Raw genomic sequence first — 16,172 nt, 5'->3', positions numbered from 1 at the left:
GAAACATGCACGCATCCGCCCCCGCACTTAAAGCCAGCGACAAAGCCGCCATTCTAAGCGAGGCTTTGCCCTATATCCGCCGCTTTGCCGGCTGTATTTTCGTGATTAAATACGGCGGCAATGCCATGACGGAAGAGAAACTCAAAGAAGGCTTTGCCAAAGACGTATCCCTGCTGAAATTGGTCGGTATTCATCCGGTGATTGTGCATGGCGGCGGGCCGCAAATAAACGCCATGCTGGAGAAAATCGGCAAGCAAGGCGAATTTGTGCAAGGCATGCGGGTAACAGACCCCGAAACCATGCAAATCGTAGAAATGGTCTTGGGCGCACAGGTCAATAAAGAAATCGTCTCGCTGATTAACCAGTATGGTGGCAAAGCGGTCGGCTTAACCGGACGCGACGCCCACTTTATCCGCGCGCGCAAACTCCTGCTCAATACGCCCGAACAAGGCTGTATTGATATCGGGCAAGTAGGCGAAATCGAGCGCATCGACTGCAGTCTGCTGCAAGAAATGGTAAAAGACGGCTATATTCCGGTCGTCGCGCCGATTGGCGCCGGTACAAACGGCGAAGCCTTCAATATCAATGCCGACGTGGTCGCAGGACGCCTCGCAGCGGAGCTGAATGCAGAAAAGCTGATTATGATGACCAATATCACGGGCGTGATGGACAAAGCCGGCAATCTGCTGACCAATCTCAGCCCGAAAAAAATCGAAACCCTGATTGCCGACGGCACGCTCTCCGGCGGCATGCTGCCGAAAATCGCCTCCGCCCTTGATGCCGCCGCAGAAGGCGTGAAAGCCGTGCATATTATTGACGGACGCGTGCTTAATGCCATGCTGCTCGAAATTTTCACCGACAGCGGCGTCGGCTCCATGATTTTAGCTGAATAAAAGGATGATGATGTTACCCATTCCTGCGATAGATCTCAAAGACGGACAATGCGTGCGCCTCAAACAAGGCCGCATGGAAGATGCTACCGTTTTTTCGAACGACCCCGTGCAAACCGCCGCCCATTGGATTGAGCAAGGCGCGACCCGCCTGCATTTGGTCGATTTGAACGGCGCCTTTGCCGGCAGCCCGCAAAATGCCGACGTCGTACGCGAAATTATGGCGGCATTTCCGCATATTCCCCTGCAAATCGGCGGCGGCATCCGCGATGAGGCAACCGCTTGTCATTATTGGGATTTAGGCGTGCAATATTGCATTATCGGCTCTAAAGCGGTCAGCCAGCCGCAGGCGGTCGCCGCCTTGGCCGCCAAATATCCGCAGCGCCTGATTCTCGGCATCGATGCCAAAGACGGCTATGTCGCCACCGACGGTTGGGCAAATATCTCCGCCGTCAAAGCCGCCGAACTGGCGACCGAATTCAATCCGGCACATTTTGCCGCGATTATTTATACCGACATCAGCAAAGACGGCATGATGGGCGGCGTGAATATCAAGCAAACCGCCGCCCTTGCCCGCGCCACCCGTATTCCCGTGATTGCCTCGGGCGGTGTATCCAGTCTTGCTGACATTCAGGTGCTTAAAAACAGCAGCACGCCGATTGCCGGTGCGATTATCGGACGCGCTCTGTATGACGGCGCATTCAGCCTGAACGAAGCCTATCAAACGGCAGGCATCTCGCCGCGTCCGATTCGCTTTAGCGACCGTATCGACAATACCGTTTACGCCCAAGCCATTGCCCTGCGCCGTGCAGTTTTTATTGAAGAACAAGGCGTCAGCGAAGCCGAAGAAATCGACAGCCCCGAACTCGAAGCCCGATGCCGTCATTTGGTCTTGCAAGACGCGCAAGGCAATCCGCTGGCGACAGCGCGCTTTTACCTCAAAGACGCCGAGCAAGCGAAAATCCAACGCGTTGCCGTGGCGAAAAGCGCGCGCGGCAGTGGTGCAGGTAAAGCGATTATGCTTGCCGCCGAAGCGCATGCACGCAAAATGGGCGCGAAAACTGCCGTTTTGGGCGCACAGGTACATGCCCTTGATTTCTATCGCAGCCTCGGCTATGAAGTGTGCAGCGAAGAATATCTGGACGCCGACATCCCGCACCGCGATATGCAAAAAACTTTGTAAAGACTTAATCGGCTTGCCGCACAGCACTTGCGGCAAGCCGATGGATGATTTACCAATCCATGAAAATATGGCGCACGGCGCTGAATGTCCAAGTCGTCAAGAGCGGCCAGCCCCACAGCCCTAAAGCCACCAGCAGTAAAAAGCCTAATAAAGAAGAGATTTTCGCCATCAGCAGCACCGTGAAAAATGCCGCACTAGCCGCGGCGCTGCACAATAATCCGAAAAATATTAGCGGTTTGATATTGCTTGCCATACCGTCGAACTGTAAAGCCAGCAATTGCTTGAAGGATTGGCGGGGAAATTCTACCAAGATCGGCAAAATCGCCCATGTGAAGAAAAGAATCACCGTTTGCGCGCAAACCATAAAAGCGGCGGCTTGGTAAATCTTCGCCGCTTCCGCCATATGCAGTTGCTCGTTTTCAATCCAGACCAACGGTTCGGGGAACAAGAGGTTTTGCAATAAGACTAAAACAAGGTCAAGCGTCAGAATAAATAAGCATAATTGTAAGAAAGAACGGCTTTTAATACGCGCTAAGGCGGCAAAAAAATCGTTCATTTCGGCTTTAATGCCGGCGGCGAGTTTGGCGCAAATTATCAACATGCCGGCTTGGATAAAGCATTGCGCCACCACCATCGGCACCAAGCCTAATAAAGGCAGGATAGCGGCGAAAATACCGCCGACAATCAAAGCGGCGAAGCTGATGGCAATGCCGATTACGCTGACCAGCATCCATAGCCAAGGCGCAGCCTGAATCAGACGCAAGCCGTCGGCAAACCAAATTTTCGCCTCATGAAGCGGACGCGCGTCGGCGCGCGCAAGCAAATGCATTTTTTGCATCATTCTTCCTTTTTATCTGAAAATGCGGATTTGTGCGGTAGAATATCGGTAAATCCTTCCAGAATCCAGCCGGGCTTAGACAAGCCCTTAATTATTTCTATGCTATCGAGAATTATTGTTTATTTATTTCCCCTGCTTTTGTGGTTTTCCAATCTCAGCCAAGCGCAAAGTCCTGAAGAATTGCGCACGGAAATTGCGCGGCGCGAAAAACTCATCCACACGCTCGCCCAAGAGTTGGAACAAGTACCACAAGCGGTTTCGCAAGAAGAATTAAGCGCTTTGCGCCTGAATGTCGATCAAGTCAAAATCGCCGCCGATGCCGCCAAAATCGCTATACAGGAAATGGAAACCCGTCTGCTCAATACGCAGAAACAATGCGAAGCGCTCAATGCGGAACTGCAAAAGCAAGCCAATCCGCTGACAAACTCGGTCAGCAAGGGCGAATCCGATACCGCTGCGCAATTCGCCGCCTGCCAAGAAAATGTCATCAATATCGGCACCATCCTGACTTTGCAAAAAAATGTGCAGCAATTGATTATCCGCCAACAAGGACTGCAAGAAAGCCTTTATCAGCGGCATAATGAATTATGGCTGCAAAGCCGCCGCGCCAATGAAAACACGCCCTATGCCGCCGCCACGGCATTGTCGCAGCAATTGCAGAAACTCAAATCCGAGCGCGAACGCCTCAACGCCGCCCTACCCTTTATCGGCGACGACCGCATGCGCCGCTTCAATCAGCAAATTGAAATGGCATTGATTACAAGGCAAATATTGATTGTCGATTTGCAGCTGGAATTTCATAATATCGACAACCGCCTGCAAGAATTGCAATTTGCCGATTTAAGCAGTGTATCTTTAGAACGGATTCATCAAGTTAAAGCGGAATTATCGGCGGGCGAACAACGCCTAAGCGCCATGCAGCAGCAATTAAGCAATAATATGGCGGTTATGGAGCAGCAATACGCCCTCTATCAACGCCAGCAACAGCAGATACCGCAGGGCATCGTCGAGCGTCATCGGCAATTGCAGGAACAATATCAAGCCTTCAGCGAGGCGATTATCAATGCGCAGGCAGCGCAGCAATTGATTGTGCAGGGCGTGGATTCGCAATATGCCGAATTATCTAAAAACTACATCACAAGCCGCTATGATTTTGTCGCCGCTTTCGCCCAGCCCGCCAGTTTGGGCGAAAAATTGGGCAAGGCGCTGACCGCTTTTTTAGGACAATACGCCGTCTCTTTCCAAGCCTTATGGCAATCTTTGCAAGTGCTCAGTGCCGGCGAAAAAGCGCGTCTGGGCATGATTTGCTTAGCTATTATCGGACTGACCGCTTGGCTGACCAGTCTTGCCAATCATCTGGTGCGCAATTATCGCAATGTGAAAAAGATTTCCTTTTCTACGCGGCTGATTTTATTTGTATTTGGGATGAGTAAATACAATCTGCCCTATATCGGCTTATTAGTGATGACTTGGGCGGTATTGCGGGTCGCGAAAGTCCCCGCCCCCGGCTCGCAATTGATTTTATTGCTGCCGATTTGGTTCTTGCTCATCACGATACCCTATTTCTGCGTCCACACGCTCAGCGAAAGCCATTTGCTGACCAGCAATACCGAACGTTACCGCGTGCGCCGTGTAACCACCGCCGCCGCCATCGGCAGCCTCTTGCTGGCATTAGTCTTTATGGCGCAATGGATTCTCTCGGAAAAACTGATTATCGACAGTTTCCGCTGGTTTTTCTGTGTCTTTACCCTCTTAATCAGCTTTCCGCTATGGCGTATTTTGCAAAATATGCTGCATTTTCTTGCCGAAGAACACGGCGCGCTTTACACCTACCGCATCGTGCGCCTGATTATGCAGGTTATCCCGCTGGGCTTTTTCCTCTTCGGCTGCGTAGGCGCGCTCGGCTATCTTAATTTGGCTTGGCTCATGGCGCGCTATCTGCTGATTGCTCTGTGCTATATCATTGTTTGGGTAACGTTTTTAGGCTTGTGTAAAGACATCTCTCTGGCGGCGAAAAAATACGTGCTCAGCCATACCAATAACAGCGTTTTTTGGGCGCAGGACGTCATCAATCCCATTCACAGTATTTTCCGCTACGGCAGCTTCCTGCTGCTGCTCTATCTGCTCGCCGAAACCTATAATTGGAACGCCAATATTCCCGTCTTCCGCGATTTGTTCGCCATTTTGCGCAAACCCCTGTTCAGCGGCGAAGAAGACAGCCAATTCACCCTAATGAACTTGATTTTATTGGCGATCATTTTGTATGTGATTATCCAATTCGGACGCTGGATGAAATCCCTGTGCTACCGCTGGGTCTATGCACGCGTGCATGACACAGGCATGCGCAACTCTCTTGCCGTTTTCACGCAATACGCATTGGTAACTCTAGGCTTCTTACTCGCGCTGCGCATTATCGGCTTGGATTTAACCGCCTTTACCGTCTTTGCCGGTGCGCTGGGTGTGGGTATCGGTTTCGGCTTGCAAACCATCGCCAATAACTTCATCAGCGGCATCTTGCTCTTAATCGAACGACCGCTGCGCGGCGGCGACATCATTACCGCCGGCAATTACACCGGCACCGTGGAACGCATCGGCATGCGTACCCTGACACTTACCACCTTCGACAATGAAAGCGTTATCTTGCCCAATTCGGATTTTGTCACTTCCGCCTTTATCAATTGGTCGCATAGCGATCAAATTGTGCGTGTGGTCGTCAAATTCGATTTGAGCTATCGCCATGATCCGCATGATGTAGAACAAGCCTTAATGCACACACTCATCGAACTGGGCAAAAGCGAACAACTCATTCATCAGCAAGATTTTGAATGTGGCGTATTTGCTTGGGCATATACCGAACGCGGCGTAACCTACCGTGTCCATTTTTATCTGCACATGGACAATCACGGCTATGCGCTCACGCGGCATAAAGTGATCCGCGCCCTATGGCATACCTGCGAACAGCATAACTTTGAATTTGCTTATCCCAAACTTGACATAGCCCAACGCGAACTTGAAGAAGATTTCATGCCAAATATTTCGGCTGACGACTGGCTGAAAAAACAGCAACCCAAAAAGCCAAAAATATAGTGCTGCCGCACTTAACAAGGCAAAGGCTATCAGTTAAGATAGCCATACCAATTAACAAAAAGGAGACGACTATGCTTCCAGAGTATCGTGATTTAATCGCACAATTACGCCAAAACGACAACCACTTCGCGCGTTTGTTTGACGAACATAATGCGCTTGACGAAGAAATCAACCGCTTATTAAAAGATCCCGTTGCCGCGCCGCGCGATTTGGAAATCGATGAAATGAAAAAGAAAAAACTGGCATTAAAAGACCAAATCTATGCCTATCTGCAAAAGAAAGAAAAAGAGCAGCAAGGCTAAGTACAGGCGCCCTTACAGGGCGCTTTTTCATTAATATAGAAGAATTTGCATTTATTGAAATTTTAACCCTTGGAAACGCACATGACCGAAGCGACTTCGCCACTTATCGACATTAGCGCCGCAGACCCGAAAAGCATCTATCTGAATCGGGAACTCACATGGCTAGGTTTTAACGAGCGCGTCTTATTTGAAGCCACGCGCTCCAGCAATCCGCTTTTGGAACGCGTGCGCTTTCTCGCCATCGTCAATAATAATTTGGACGAATTCTTTATGAAACGCATCGGCGGACTCAAACAGCAAGTCGCCGCCAGAATTTACACCCCGTCTGCGGACGGACGCAGCGCACAGGAACAAATCGACGCCTGCTACGAAAAAGTGCGCGAAATCGAACAACGCATCGCCAAAATATGGAAACAGCTGCAAAGCGAGCTGAAAAAAGAAGGCATCGAAGTGCGCCGCTTCTCGCAATTATCCAAAGAAAAACAAACGCAAATGCGCGATTACTTCGCCGAAAACATCTATCCTTTGCTGACCCCGCAGGCAGTCGACCCCGCCCATCCCTTTCCCTTTGTCAGCAATTTATCCTTGAATTTACTGATTAAACTCAATTATCCCGACAGCAACCGCACTTCCATCGCGCGCGTTAAAGTGCCGGTGGAACAAGGCAGCAAACGCTTCATCAATATTCAGGAAGCCGATCGGCATGTCTTTATTACCGTTGAAGACCTCATCATCAATAATCTGGATTTGCTCTTTCCCAATATGCTGGTGCAAAACGTGGATTTATTCCGCGTTACCCGCAATGCGATTACCGAAAAAAACGAAGAAAACGCCGCCGATTTGCTCGAACTGATTGCCGATGAATTGATTGAACGCCGATTCGCACCCATCGTGCGCATGCAATACGAGCAAGACATCGACCCCATTCACAAAGGCATGCTCTCTGCCGAATTGCAACTGCGGGAAGATAAAGACACCTTCGCCGCCACAGGACTGATGCAAATGCGCGATTTATTTGAAATCGTCGCCATTGACCGCAGCGATTTGAAATACCCGCCACACCAACCTGTTGAACATGAAGCCTTTGTCGGCGAAGGCAATATTTTCCATACCATCCGCAAAAACGGTCCCTTCCTGACCCAATACCCCTATGAGTCCTTCAATACCACGATTGAACGCCTCCTTGCCGATGCCAGCCGCGACCCCAAAGTCTTAGGCATTAAAATGACCATTTACCGCACCTCATCGGATTCCAAAATCATCTCGCATCTGGTAGAAGCCAGCCGCAACGGCAAGCAAGTGACCGTTGTGGTAGAAGTCAAAGCCCGCTTTGACGAATCCGCCAATATCCGCTGGGCAAACTATTTGGAAGAAGCCGGCATTCACGTAACTTACGGCATCGTCGGATTAAAAACCCATGCCAAAATCATACACATCATCCGCCAAGACTATGACGGACTGCGCCGCTACACCCACATCGGCACAGGCAATTACCACTCCGGCACCGCCCGCCAATACAGCGATTTCGGCTTCTTTACCGCCGACAAAGCCGTCGGCGAAGACCTTACCGAACTGTTTAATTACTTAACCACCGGCTACAGCCCCAACCGTCATTACCAACGCACCCTGCCTGCTCCGCGCCATATGAAAGCCGGACTATTGGAACGCATCGGGCGCGAAATCGGTTTTGCACAAAAAGGCGAAAAAGCCCTGATTCGATTGAAAACCAATGCCTTAGAAGACGTTGATATCGTCAATGCCCTATATCGCGCCTCGCAAGCGGGCGTCAAAATACAGCTGATTGTGCGCGACAGCTGCCGCCTGATAGCCGGCGTGGCGGGACTATCGGAAAATATCAGCGTGACCAGCATCGTCGGGCGCTTTTTAGAGCATGCCCGCGTCTATCATTTTTATAACGGCGGCGAAGAAGAATACTTCATCGGCTCGGCTGATCTCATGCACCGCAATTTGGAAAGCCGCGTGGAAATCTTAGTCAGCATCGACAAACCCGCTATCCGCAGCAAACTCAATCATTTCTTGGAAACCCAGCTCAATGACAGCAAATACGCTTGGCTTATGCAACCGGACGGCAGCTATGTGCACCGCCACAACGGCAAAAGCAAACTCGGCTGCCAAGAACGCTTTATCAATGATGCCATAAAGCGTTACAAAGAAGCGCACAGCCTGCGCCATCGCAAAACCAAAACCCTGAGCTGATGCACCATGCCCATCACGGGGCGGCAAAACCGCCCCAAGAATCGAGTGAGCACCTCTACATCGGCATCATGTCTGGCACCAGCTTGGATGCCGTGGACGTGGCATTAGTCGATTTTTCCGCCGCCCCCAAGCTCTTGGCAAGCTATCAAGAACCCTTTCCCGCTGCCTTGCGCACAGAAATCTTGGCATTAGCGCAAGGAGACAGCCGCCCCCTGCAAGCCATCGGCGAACTTGACCATCGTCTGGGACTACTCTTTAGCCAAGCCGTACTCGGGCTGCTCGCCCAAGAAACACTCTGCGCTCATCAAATTCGCGCCATCGGCAGTCATGGACAAACCGTATTCCATCAACCGCAAGGCGACAATCCTTTCACCATGCAATTGGGCGATGCCCATCTGATTGCCGCGCGTACCGGTATCGATACCGTCGCCGATTTTCGCCGCAAAGACATGGCAGTAGGCGGACAAGGCGCACCGCTGGTGCCCGCTTTTCATGAATACCTCTTTGCCTGCGAAAACAGCATCCGCATCGTGCTGAACATCGGCGGCATTGCCAATATTAGCGTCCTGCGACCTCATCAGGACACCATTGGCTACGACACCGGCACCGGCAATATGCTCATGGACGCATGGGCGGAACGCCATACAGGACTGGGCTACGATAAAAACGCCACCTTTGCCAGACAAGGACAAGTGCAAAACCGCTTATTGGAACAACTGCTTGCCGACGAATATTTCCGCCGACCGGCACCTAAAAGCACGGGACGGGAAAAATTTCATCTCGCATGGTTAGATGCACAACTCGCCACACTGCCCGACTACGCACCGGCAGACATACAACGCAGCCTCTTGGAATTTAGCACCCGCAGCATTGTCGCAGAAATTGAACGCTATACCGACAAGCACTTCCGCCAAGAAATCATCGTTTGCGGCGGCGGTGCGCATAATCCTCTGCTCATGCAAAGACTGGCACAATTACTACCCGATTGGAGCATACAAAGCAGCGTAGATTACGGCATCGACAGCGACTACTTGGAAGCCTCCGCCTTCGCTTGGCTGGCTTACTGCCATCTGCAAGGCATGTGCGCCAACCTCCCTGCGGTAACAGGTGCAAAACGCCGCTGCATTCTCGGCGCATTGCACCGCGCGGATTAGCTTTCTGATGACAGCAAAGCCGCATATGATAAATGCCGCTCAAAGCGGCATTTATCATCCATGATGTTATCTACCAGCGATATTTCACGCCAAACCAAAATTGTCGTCCGGGTTGATAACTGACATCACGTTTTTTCTCTTCCCATGCAGCAGTAACAATTCTTTTACCTACAATCTTGCGGTTAAAAACGTTCAAAATATCCAAACTCAAGCTAAGGGTAGAATCTTCAGCCAAAGCTTTATCCCAGGAAAAATGCCAGTCGCTTAAAATTGCCGATGAATATTCAACACCATCATAACGAGCCAAATTACCGCCTTGATATCCTGCACAAAGGCGATTAAGCGCAGGTTTACTATTCGGACAACGCAAATTAGTCTGCTGATAAAATTTACGCGCCGCTTCATAGCGTAAACGCGGTTGCCAAGTCAAATGCCATGCGGGAATCTTAATTTGCGCCGCAAGATAACCGCCCCAAGGACGATTAAAGCTGCTTATCGCCGGCATATCTTTAGGATGATAAAACTTACCGTCTACCAGCATTTGCTGCACATTATGCTCTTTCCACCACTCGGTTTGTTTGAAGGTTTGACCATGCAAACTACTTTGGTGCAGATGGTAATCAAGCCCCGCACTCACAGCAATTTCCGCCATGCCTAGCTTCCAAGGACGCAGGCTGTCAAAACTCAAACTGAAGGTATCATGCCTGCCGCGTCCCTCATTGGTCAATTCACGCACAATACGCCCTTCATCATCTTCATAGCGTTTGCTCATAAATTGATCGCGACTAAAACGGCGCACCCATTTTCCCTGCCACAGATAATTATTGGTTTCTTGTCCAATTGCCAGATTGAGTTCATCGCTATAAGGCGTTTTTAATTGACTGTCGGCAAAACCTAAAAACATGTGGGCTTTACCGCTCCATTGATTATTATCCTCACCAAAACGGCGGTTATAATTATCTTGGTCTTTAAATGCTCCTTGTAGTTTATAAGTAAGCATTTCCGTGCCGTAATAACGATTTGCCCCGCCCGAGACATAATAGCCCTTATCGCTAAAATCGTATTTAAAACTCAGGCGCGGCGCAATATCAATATTTTTCAAAAATTGATTATAATCAGCACGCAAGCCTAAATTTAAGCGCAAATTATTGCGGCTTAAACGATTTTCCGCCCAAATTGCCGCGCTGCTATTAGGCACGCGTACATGCACAGGATGAATATGCGTATACCATGTGAAATATTGCTCGCCCGGAATACAATCAGAACAATCCATCTCATCAGTCGGCGCAGCACCTGCATAAATATAGCTGGCTTTATCCCGCTTAATCCCCGCTCTCGCATATTGATACGACCAACCTGCCGACCATTCTTGATCGAAAAACGCTCCTTTTATCGGTTTGAAAAACCAGTCTTGCTTAAGGGTTAATTCATCAGAAAAATTTTTCACCGTTCCTAAGCCGCCGACCGTCGCTTCTTCGGTATCAGGAAAACTAACCCAATCAATAGTCGGTGTATTACCCTGATAACGATATAAATTCTGTTTATCATAAGCTTGCATCTCATGAATTTGCCGATAAGCAATCCGCGTATCAACATCGGCAAAATCATTGCTATGCTCCCAAGTAAAATCAAGGCGCCAACCGCCGCCTTCATCTTCATAGCGTCCGTCTTTAATATTTTCAGGGTAATAGGTCGCTTTATGCGGAGAATAAATTAAACCTGCTAAAAAACGATTTTGATTATTTACATCATAACGTCCTTTAAGATAAAACGTTTCCGCTAAGCGCTGCTGCTTATGCCGCTCATTCAAATGCTGATGAAAAAGCGGAATCCGCGACTCTTCACGGTCATAGGCAAACAACACCGCCGCTTTTTCATTCAGCGGCACATTGACATCAAAATGAAATTGCTGCTTAACAAATTTGGGCTGCGTTTCCGGTGAAATACCTTTGCTAAAATCGGCTTCATAGGCATTATCAATATAAAACTTCGTCCAATCATCGCGGCTTTGCCGATAAGATATGCTGCCTGAAGGTTTATCCGTTTGCGGTTCAATCAATTTCGCATCTACATAGCCGCCGGTGAATTTGCCAAATCTTGCCGGCACATTGCTATCCATCACAGAAACCTTATCGACCAGTTGATTAGAAATCCAAAAAGCCTGCGTATGACCTGCCGGCAACTGATTAGGCGTATGGTTATTAATTGTTAAAGCATCGGGAACAGGACTTGTACCATTATGAGCAGGATTGAAATTAACCGTATTACTCAAGCCGTCAATCGCAAACTGATTGTTATAAAACGCCTCTCCATGAAAAGAAATATTTGCCGGCGCAATTTCCCCTAGCTGTTCGGAATTATCCGCACCGCTGGCAAACTGCACCGCGCTATGCGTACGCAGCAAAGCATCAATGCTATTATTCGATTTTGCTGTATTGGCAATCTGATCCCTATCTAAATGACGATGAAATGCCGAATCCGTAAAATTAGCCTTCACATGGATTGTCGGCAAAGTAATTTCCGCATCCGCTTGAAGATTTGGGCTTAACATCAAAGGTAAAGTATAAATGACTGTGCGTAAGCTCATTAGCTGCATCTAAAATAATTCCTTTTTATTCAATCAATAATATATTTATTCCGGCAGTAATTGCTAAAGAATTACATAAATTTTATGTTATACCGTAACTTCTATAGAATCAAGTCATCACAGATAATCTTATCGGAAATTATTTTCACAATATTTATTTCTGCTTGAAAAGGCAGGGTAAAACTATCGACGCATGCTATAATACCTCCGCTTTCTTTTTTCCAGCAATCAGCATGAATTGGACTTCTCTTTTCTCAACCCTGCGCATCGGCTCGGCGGCGCAGCCCGAGCCTTCGGTGCGTTCGGATTTTCAGCGCGACAGCGACCGCATTTTATTCTCCGCCGCGTTTCGCCGCATGCAGGATAAAACACAGGTATTTCCTCTGGAAAAAAACGATTATGTCCGCACCCGCTTAACGCATTCTTTGGAAGTCTCTTGCGTGGGACGCAGTTTGGGCAGCAGTGCCGGCACGACTTTGCTGATGCGCTATCCCGAGCTTCAGCAGCACATTACGGCGGCAGATGTCGGCGATATTGTCGCGGCGGCATGTTTGGCGCATGATTTGGGCAATCCGCCTTTCGGACATTCGGGCGAGCAGGCAATGCGGGATTTTTTCGTCAGCGATAATGGATGCGATATGTTGCAAGCCTTGCAGCTAAGTCCCGAAGAATGTGCGGATTTAACGCATATTGAAGGCAATGCACAGGGGTTTCGCATTTGCAATCGTCTAGAAAGCCCCGATAATCACGGTGGTTTGCGCTTAACCGCCAGTACGCTTGCCGCTGCCGCCAAATATCCTTGCACGGCATTTGCTGTGCAAGATCAGGCTTATTACAAGAAAAACGGCGTGTATATCGATGATGTGCAGGATTATGCGACGGTTTTTGCCGCGCTGCATCTGCCTGAAATCGCGCCGCATGTCTGGCAGCGTCATCCGCTGTCCTATCTCATGGAAGCTGCCGACGATATTTGCTATTTGATTGCCGATATTGAGGATGCCTACCAAATCGGGCAAATTCCCTTCTCCGATGCCTACGATTTGCTACAGCGCATTGCTCGGCCTTTTGTCGATGATGCGCGTTTGCATAAAATGCAAAGCAAAAGCGACCGATTAGCCTATTTGCGCGCTAAAGCGATCGGCTGCTTGGTGCATGAAACTCTTGAAGTCTTCTGGCAGTCCGAACAAGCGCTGCTCAGCGGCAATTTCAAAGGCGCATTGCTTGATCATATCCGCAGTGCTGCGGCGCTTCAGGCTTTGCGTGATTATGCCGTCGCTCATATTTATCATTGCCGCTCCGTATTGGAAATGCAGATTGCGGGGCATCGCGTGCTCAACGGATTGATTGAGATTTTCTGCACGGCGATTTTGCATCAACACCTCAAGCGCGCCGGCAAACGCGATGCCATGGTGATTAAACTCTTACCCAATCGCTACCGCCGCCATCATCAGAATAACTATCAAAGCCTGCTTGCCGTCTGTGATTACATCACGGGCATGACAGATTCCTATGCCGTGTCTTTATATAAAAAACTCACCGGCATATCTCTACCAGCGGAGTAATTATGACTCAACGTATCGGCTATCTCATCGGACATTTCGAACCCCTGCACCGCGGGCATGTGCGCCTGATTCAACATGCCGTCGGCTTGGTGGACAAATTGCATATCGTCATCTTGCGCCATCCGCAACCCAATCCCGCCTATCCCGTCAGTCTGGAAGACAAAGCCCGCTGGCTGCAACGCGCATTCAACAATTTTGACTTTATCTCTATCCACACCTACGCCATCGACAATATCAATCCCGAACAGGCGGAAGCCAAAGCCCAATTGCAAGCGCTGCGCCGCAGCCTAGGCATACCTGAAGACGCGATTTTCATTTCCGACGAAAGCCACAGCTGGACCTCTTTGCTCGCCGCCGATCAATTTATCGCCCTGCCCCTGCATCAAGAATACGACAGCGAAGCCATTCATCAGCGCCCCGTGCATTACTGGCAACATATCCACCCCACCGCCAGACGCGAATACAGCAAAACCATTGCCGTTGTCGGCGGTGAAAGCTCGGGCAAAACCACGCTCGTCTATAAGCTCGCCAACTACTTCCTTGCCGACTATGTACTTGAGCAGGGACGGCACTATGTGGACTATGCCCTCGGCGGCTCGGAACTCGCCCTCCAATACTCGGACTATGCCCGCATCTCGCAAGACCATGCCAAAGCCATCGACCTTGCCTTGGAAACGCCCAAAGCACCCGTTACCATCATCGACACCGATTTCATTAGCACCCAAGCCTTCTGCCAAAGCTATGAAGGACAGCGCGATGCGATTACCACCGCCTACAGCCTGCATATGCGTTTCGACCATACCCTATTGCTGGCGAACAACACCAAATGGGTCGATGACGGCCTGCGCAGCCTCGGCACGGAGAATGCACGCCGGCAATTTCAAGAACTGCTCAAGCAACTCTATCAAGAACACGAGATTCCCTATTACGAAATTAGCGCCGCAGGCTACCAAGAACGCTACCGCTTGGCAGTGGACTATATTCAAAAACACATTTATGCACAGGACTGAGAGGCATGTTCAAACTACTCGACAAACTCACCGACGAATGGCAAATTTCATGGATTATCACATTGTTTATCTGCGGTATTTTGGCGCTGTTGTGGGGATTTATGGACAGCATAGGCGTATTTAGCGGTCAAAGTTTATCGCGCAATGCCACACTTTTTGAAGCCTTTAAACTATTAGTCGCCATTATCGGTATGGTCTACGTCGTCGTCCTCGCCTTTCGCAAAAACCGCGCCGGCAACGGCTTGGGCGCACTTGCCAATAGCGGCGAAATCATCGCCCAAGGCGGCAACGGCACCACAAGCTTGATGCTAGCACCGATTTATAACCTCTTCACGCATTTTTATGCACTCAATTACTGGTCGAAAAATCAAGACGGCGACGGCAATATGATTCCCAGACGCGCCAGCGGCTATGTATGGCTGATGACGATTGTTTTCATCGCCATCGCGCTGTATCTGTTCCCTATCATCAACAATCATTTGCAACAATACAGCTTTATCGAAAAAAGCGACGACATTGCCCTGCGTCTTTTCGGCGCCTCTTTCACATGGTATCAAATCAACATCGCCGCCCCTTTGTCATTGCCATTAGCGCGCAAACCACCATGATTTTGCGTTATGCCTTCAGCTGGTGGCTATGGTTCGGCGCAAACAACATCTGGTTTGCGGTGAATCTTGCCAATCACAACAGCATCTTTCTTGTGCAAACCATTATTTACCAAATCAACTGCATCATCGGCATCTATGAATGGTGGCACAGCAGTCAAAAAAATTCATAAAATCATAAAGGAAAACCTATGATTCTAGCCGAAGCCCTTATCAAACGCGCCGATTTGCAGCGCTATCTCGCCGAACTCAAGCATCGTATCCAAGCCAATGCCCTTCATCAGGAGGGGGAAACGCCTGCCGAAGATCCGCAGGAATTGCTGGCGCTTTACTGCCAAGGCAATACGGAATTGGAAGGCTTGATTGTGGCGATTAATCTCAGCAACAACCGCATACGGCTTGCCGACGGTACGCTTATGGTTGCCGCGCTTGCCAAACGCGAGGCCTTGAAAAACGCCCATGCCGTATTGATGGCTGCCGCCCAAGCCGCCACGCCCGAGCAGCAGCGCTACAGCCGCAGCGAAATCAAAATGCTGTCCGCCTTATCGGTTAAAGAATTGCGCCAAGAAGCCGATCGCCTCGCGCAGGCGGCAAGGGAATTGGACATTCAAATTCAGGCGGCTAACTGGGCAAATGCATTGGTCGAATAATCGCTTAGGAGTAGTTGTTTCTAAAAGCGGATACAAAATCATAAGGGGCTCCGGGGCAGGCATATTCAGGTATCGCGTAAGCCCGGT

General features: G+C 49.6%; 13 protein-coding genes and 1 pseudogene. 12 read left to right on the top strand and 2 right to left on the bottom strand.

Annotation, left to right across the window (positions count from 1 at the left end; all coding sequences use genetic code 11):
* The first annotated feature begins 5 nt into the window (after positions 1 to 5).
* The 3 genes and pseudogenes from argB (at position 6) to ACJHVI_RS08205 (ending at position 2,073) form a co-directional block, all read left to right on the top strand.
* Complete coding sequence (argB, locus tag ACJHVI_RS08215; RefSeq protein ID WP_483184261.1) at positions 6 to 893, top strand: acetylglutamate kinase; 888 nt, start codon at positions 6 to 8, stop codon at positions 891 to 893.
* A gap of 10 nt (positions 894 to 903) precedes the next feature.
* A pseudogene (gene hisA / locus ACJHVI_RS08210) lies at positions 904 to 1,608 on the top strand (1-(5-phosphoribosyl)-5-[(5-phosphoribosylamino)methylideneamino]imidazole-4-carboxamide isomerase); the annotation flags it as partial.
* Positions 1,597 to 2,073, top strand: coding sequence for a GNAT family N-acetyltransferase (locus tag ACJHVI_RS08205; protein WP_483184281.1), 477 nt, complete (start codon positions 1,597 to 1,599; stop codon positions 2,071 to 2,073). The pseudogene hisA and the gene ACJHVI_RS08205, both read left to right, overlap by 12 nt.
* Before the next feature lie 49 nt (positions 2,074 to 2,122).
* On the opposite strand, the gene ACJHVI_RS08200 is transcribed toward ACJHVI_RS08205, so the two are convergent.
* Positions 2,123 to 2,914, bottom strand: coding sequence for a hypothetical protein (locus ACJHVI_RS08200; protein ID WP_483184260.1), 792 nt, complete (start codon positions 2,912 to 2,914; stop codon positions 2,123 to 2,125).
* Between the two features lie 96 nt (positions 2,915 to 3,010).
* Here ACJHVI_RS08200 and ACJHVI_RS08195 point away from each other — a divergent pair, with 96 nt between their 5' ends.
* From ACJHVI_RS08195 to ACJHVI_RS08180, 4 genes are all read left to right on the top strand, one after another.
* Positions 3,011 to 5,998: a mechanosensitive ion channel domain-containing protein gene (locus ACJHVI_RS08195; protein ID WP_483184259.1), complete on the top strand. Its 2,988-nt coding sequence runs from the start codon at positions 3,011 to 3,013 to the stop codon at positions 5,996 to 5,998.
* A 71-nt stretch (positions 5,999 to 6,069) separates the two neighbouring features.
* Positions 6,070 to 6,300 carry an HP1242/YdcH family protein gene (locus tag ACJHVI_RS08190; RefSeq protein ID WP_483184258.1) on the top strand — a complete coding sequence of 77 codons (231 nt, stop codon included), beginning with the start codon at positions 6,070 to 6,072 and terminating at the stop codon, positions 6,298 to 6,300.
* An 81-nt stretch (positions 6,301 to 6,381) separates the two neighbouring features.
* The gene (gene ppk1 / locus ACJHVI_RS08185) at positions 6,382 to 8,517 is read left to right on the top strand and encodes a polyphosphate kinase 1 (RefSeq protein WP_483184257.1); all 2,136 of its coding nucleotides are present in this window, start codon (positions 6,382 to 6,384) and stop codon (positions 8,515 to 8,517) included.
* Complete coding sequence (locus ACJHVI_RS08180; RefSeq protein WP_483184256.1) at positions 8,517 to 9,671, top strand: anhydro-N-acetylmuramic acid kinase; 1,155 nt, start codon at positions 8,517 to 8,519, stop codon at positions 9,669 to 9,671. The genes ppk1 and ACJHVI_RS08180 overlap by 1 nt, the downstream gene beginning before the upstream one ends.
* 70 nt (positions 9,672 to 9,741) lie before the next feature.
* Here the strand turns inward: ACJHVI_RS08180 and ACJHVI_RS08175 are convergent, their stop codons facing one another.
* A complete protein-coding gene (locus tag ACJHVI_RS08175) occupies positions 9,742 to 12,258 on the bottom strand; it encodes a TonB-dependent receptor (protein WP_483184255.1) in 2,517 nt (838 codons plus the stop codon).
* A 233-nt stretch (positions 12,259 to 12,491) separates the two neighbouring features.
* On the opposite strand from ACJHVI_RS08175, the gene ACJHVI_RS08170 reads away from it, so the two are divergent.
* From ACJHVI_RS08170 to ACJHVI_RS08150, 5 genes are read left to right on the top strand one after another with little or no spacing between them, the layout of a single operon-like run.
* On the top strand, positions 12,492 to 13,820 hold the full coding sequence (locus tag ACJHVI_RS08170) for a deoxyguanosinetriphosphate triphosphohydrolase (protein ID WP_483184254.1): 1,329 nt from the start codon (positions 12,492 to 12,494) through the stop codon (positions 13,818 to 13,820).
* Between the two features lie 2 nt (positions 13,821 to 13,822).
* Positions 13,823 to 14,830: a multifunctional transcriptional regulator/nicotinamide-nucleotide adenylyltransferase/ribosylnicotinamide kinase NadR gene (nadR, locus tag ACJHVI_RS08165; protein ID WP_483184253.1), complete on the top strand. Its 1,008-nt coding sequence runs from the start codon at positions 13,823 to 13,825 to the stop codon at positions 14,828 to 14,830.
* A 5-nt stretch (positions 14,831 to 14,835) separates the two neighbouring features.
* Positions 14,836 to 15,438 (top strand): nicotinamide riboside transporter PnuC, encoded by a 603-nt coding sequence (locus ACJHVI_RS08160; RefSeq protein WP_483184252.1) that lies wholly within the window; start codon positions 14,836 to 14,838, stop codon positions 15,436 to 15,438.
* The gene (locus ACJHVI_RS08155; protein WP_483184251.1) at positions 15,435 to 15,608 is read left to right on the top strand and encodes a hypothetical protein; all 174 of its coding nucleotides are present in this window, start codon (positions 15,435 to 15,437) and stop codon (positions 15,606 to 15,608) included. Before ACJHVI_RS08160 ends, ACJHVI_RS08155 begins: the two co-directional genes overlap by 4 nt.
* A gap of 18 nt (positions 15,609 to 15,626) precedes the next feature.
* Entirely contained in the window at positions 15,627 to 16,085 is a 459-nt protein-coding gene (locus ACJHVI_RS08150; protein WP_483184250.1) for a DIP1984 family protein, read from the top strand.
* Positions 16,086 to 16,172: the final 87 nt, after the last annotated feature.

It is taken from the genome of Suttonella sp., assembly GCF_056855035.1.
This window is presented reverse-complemented; position numbering and strand designations above follow the sequence as displayed.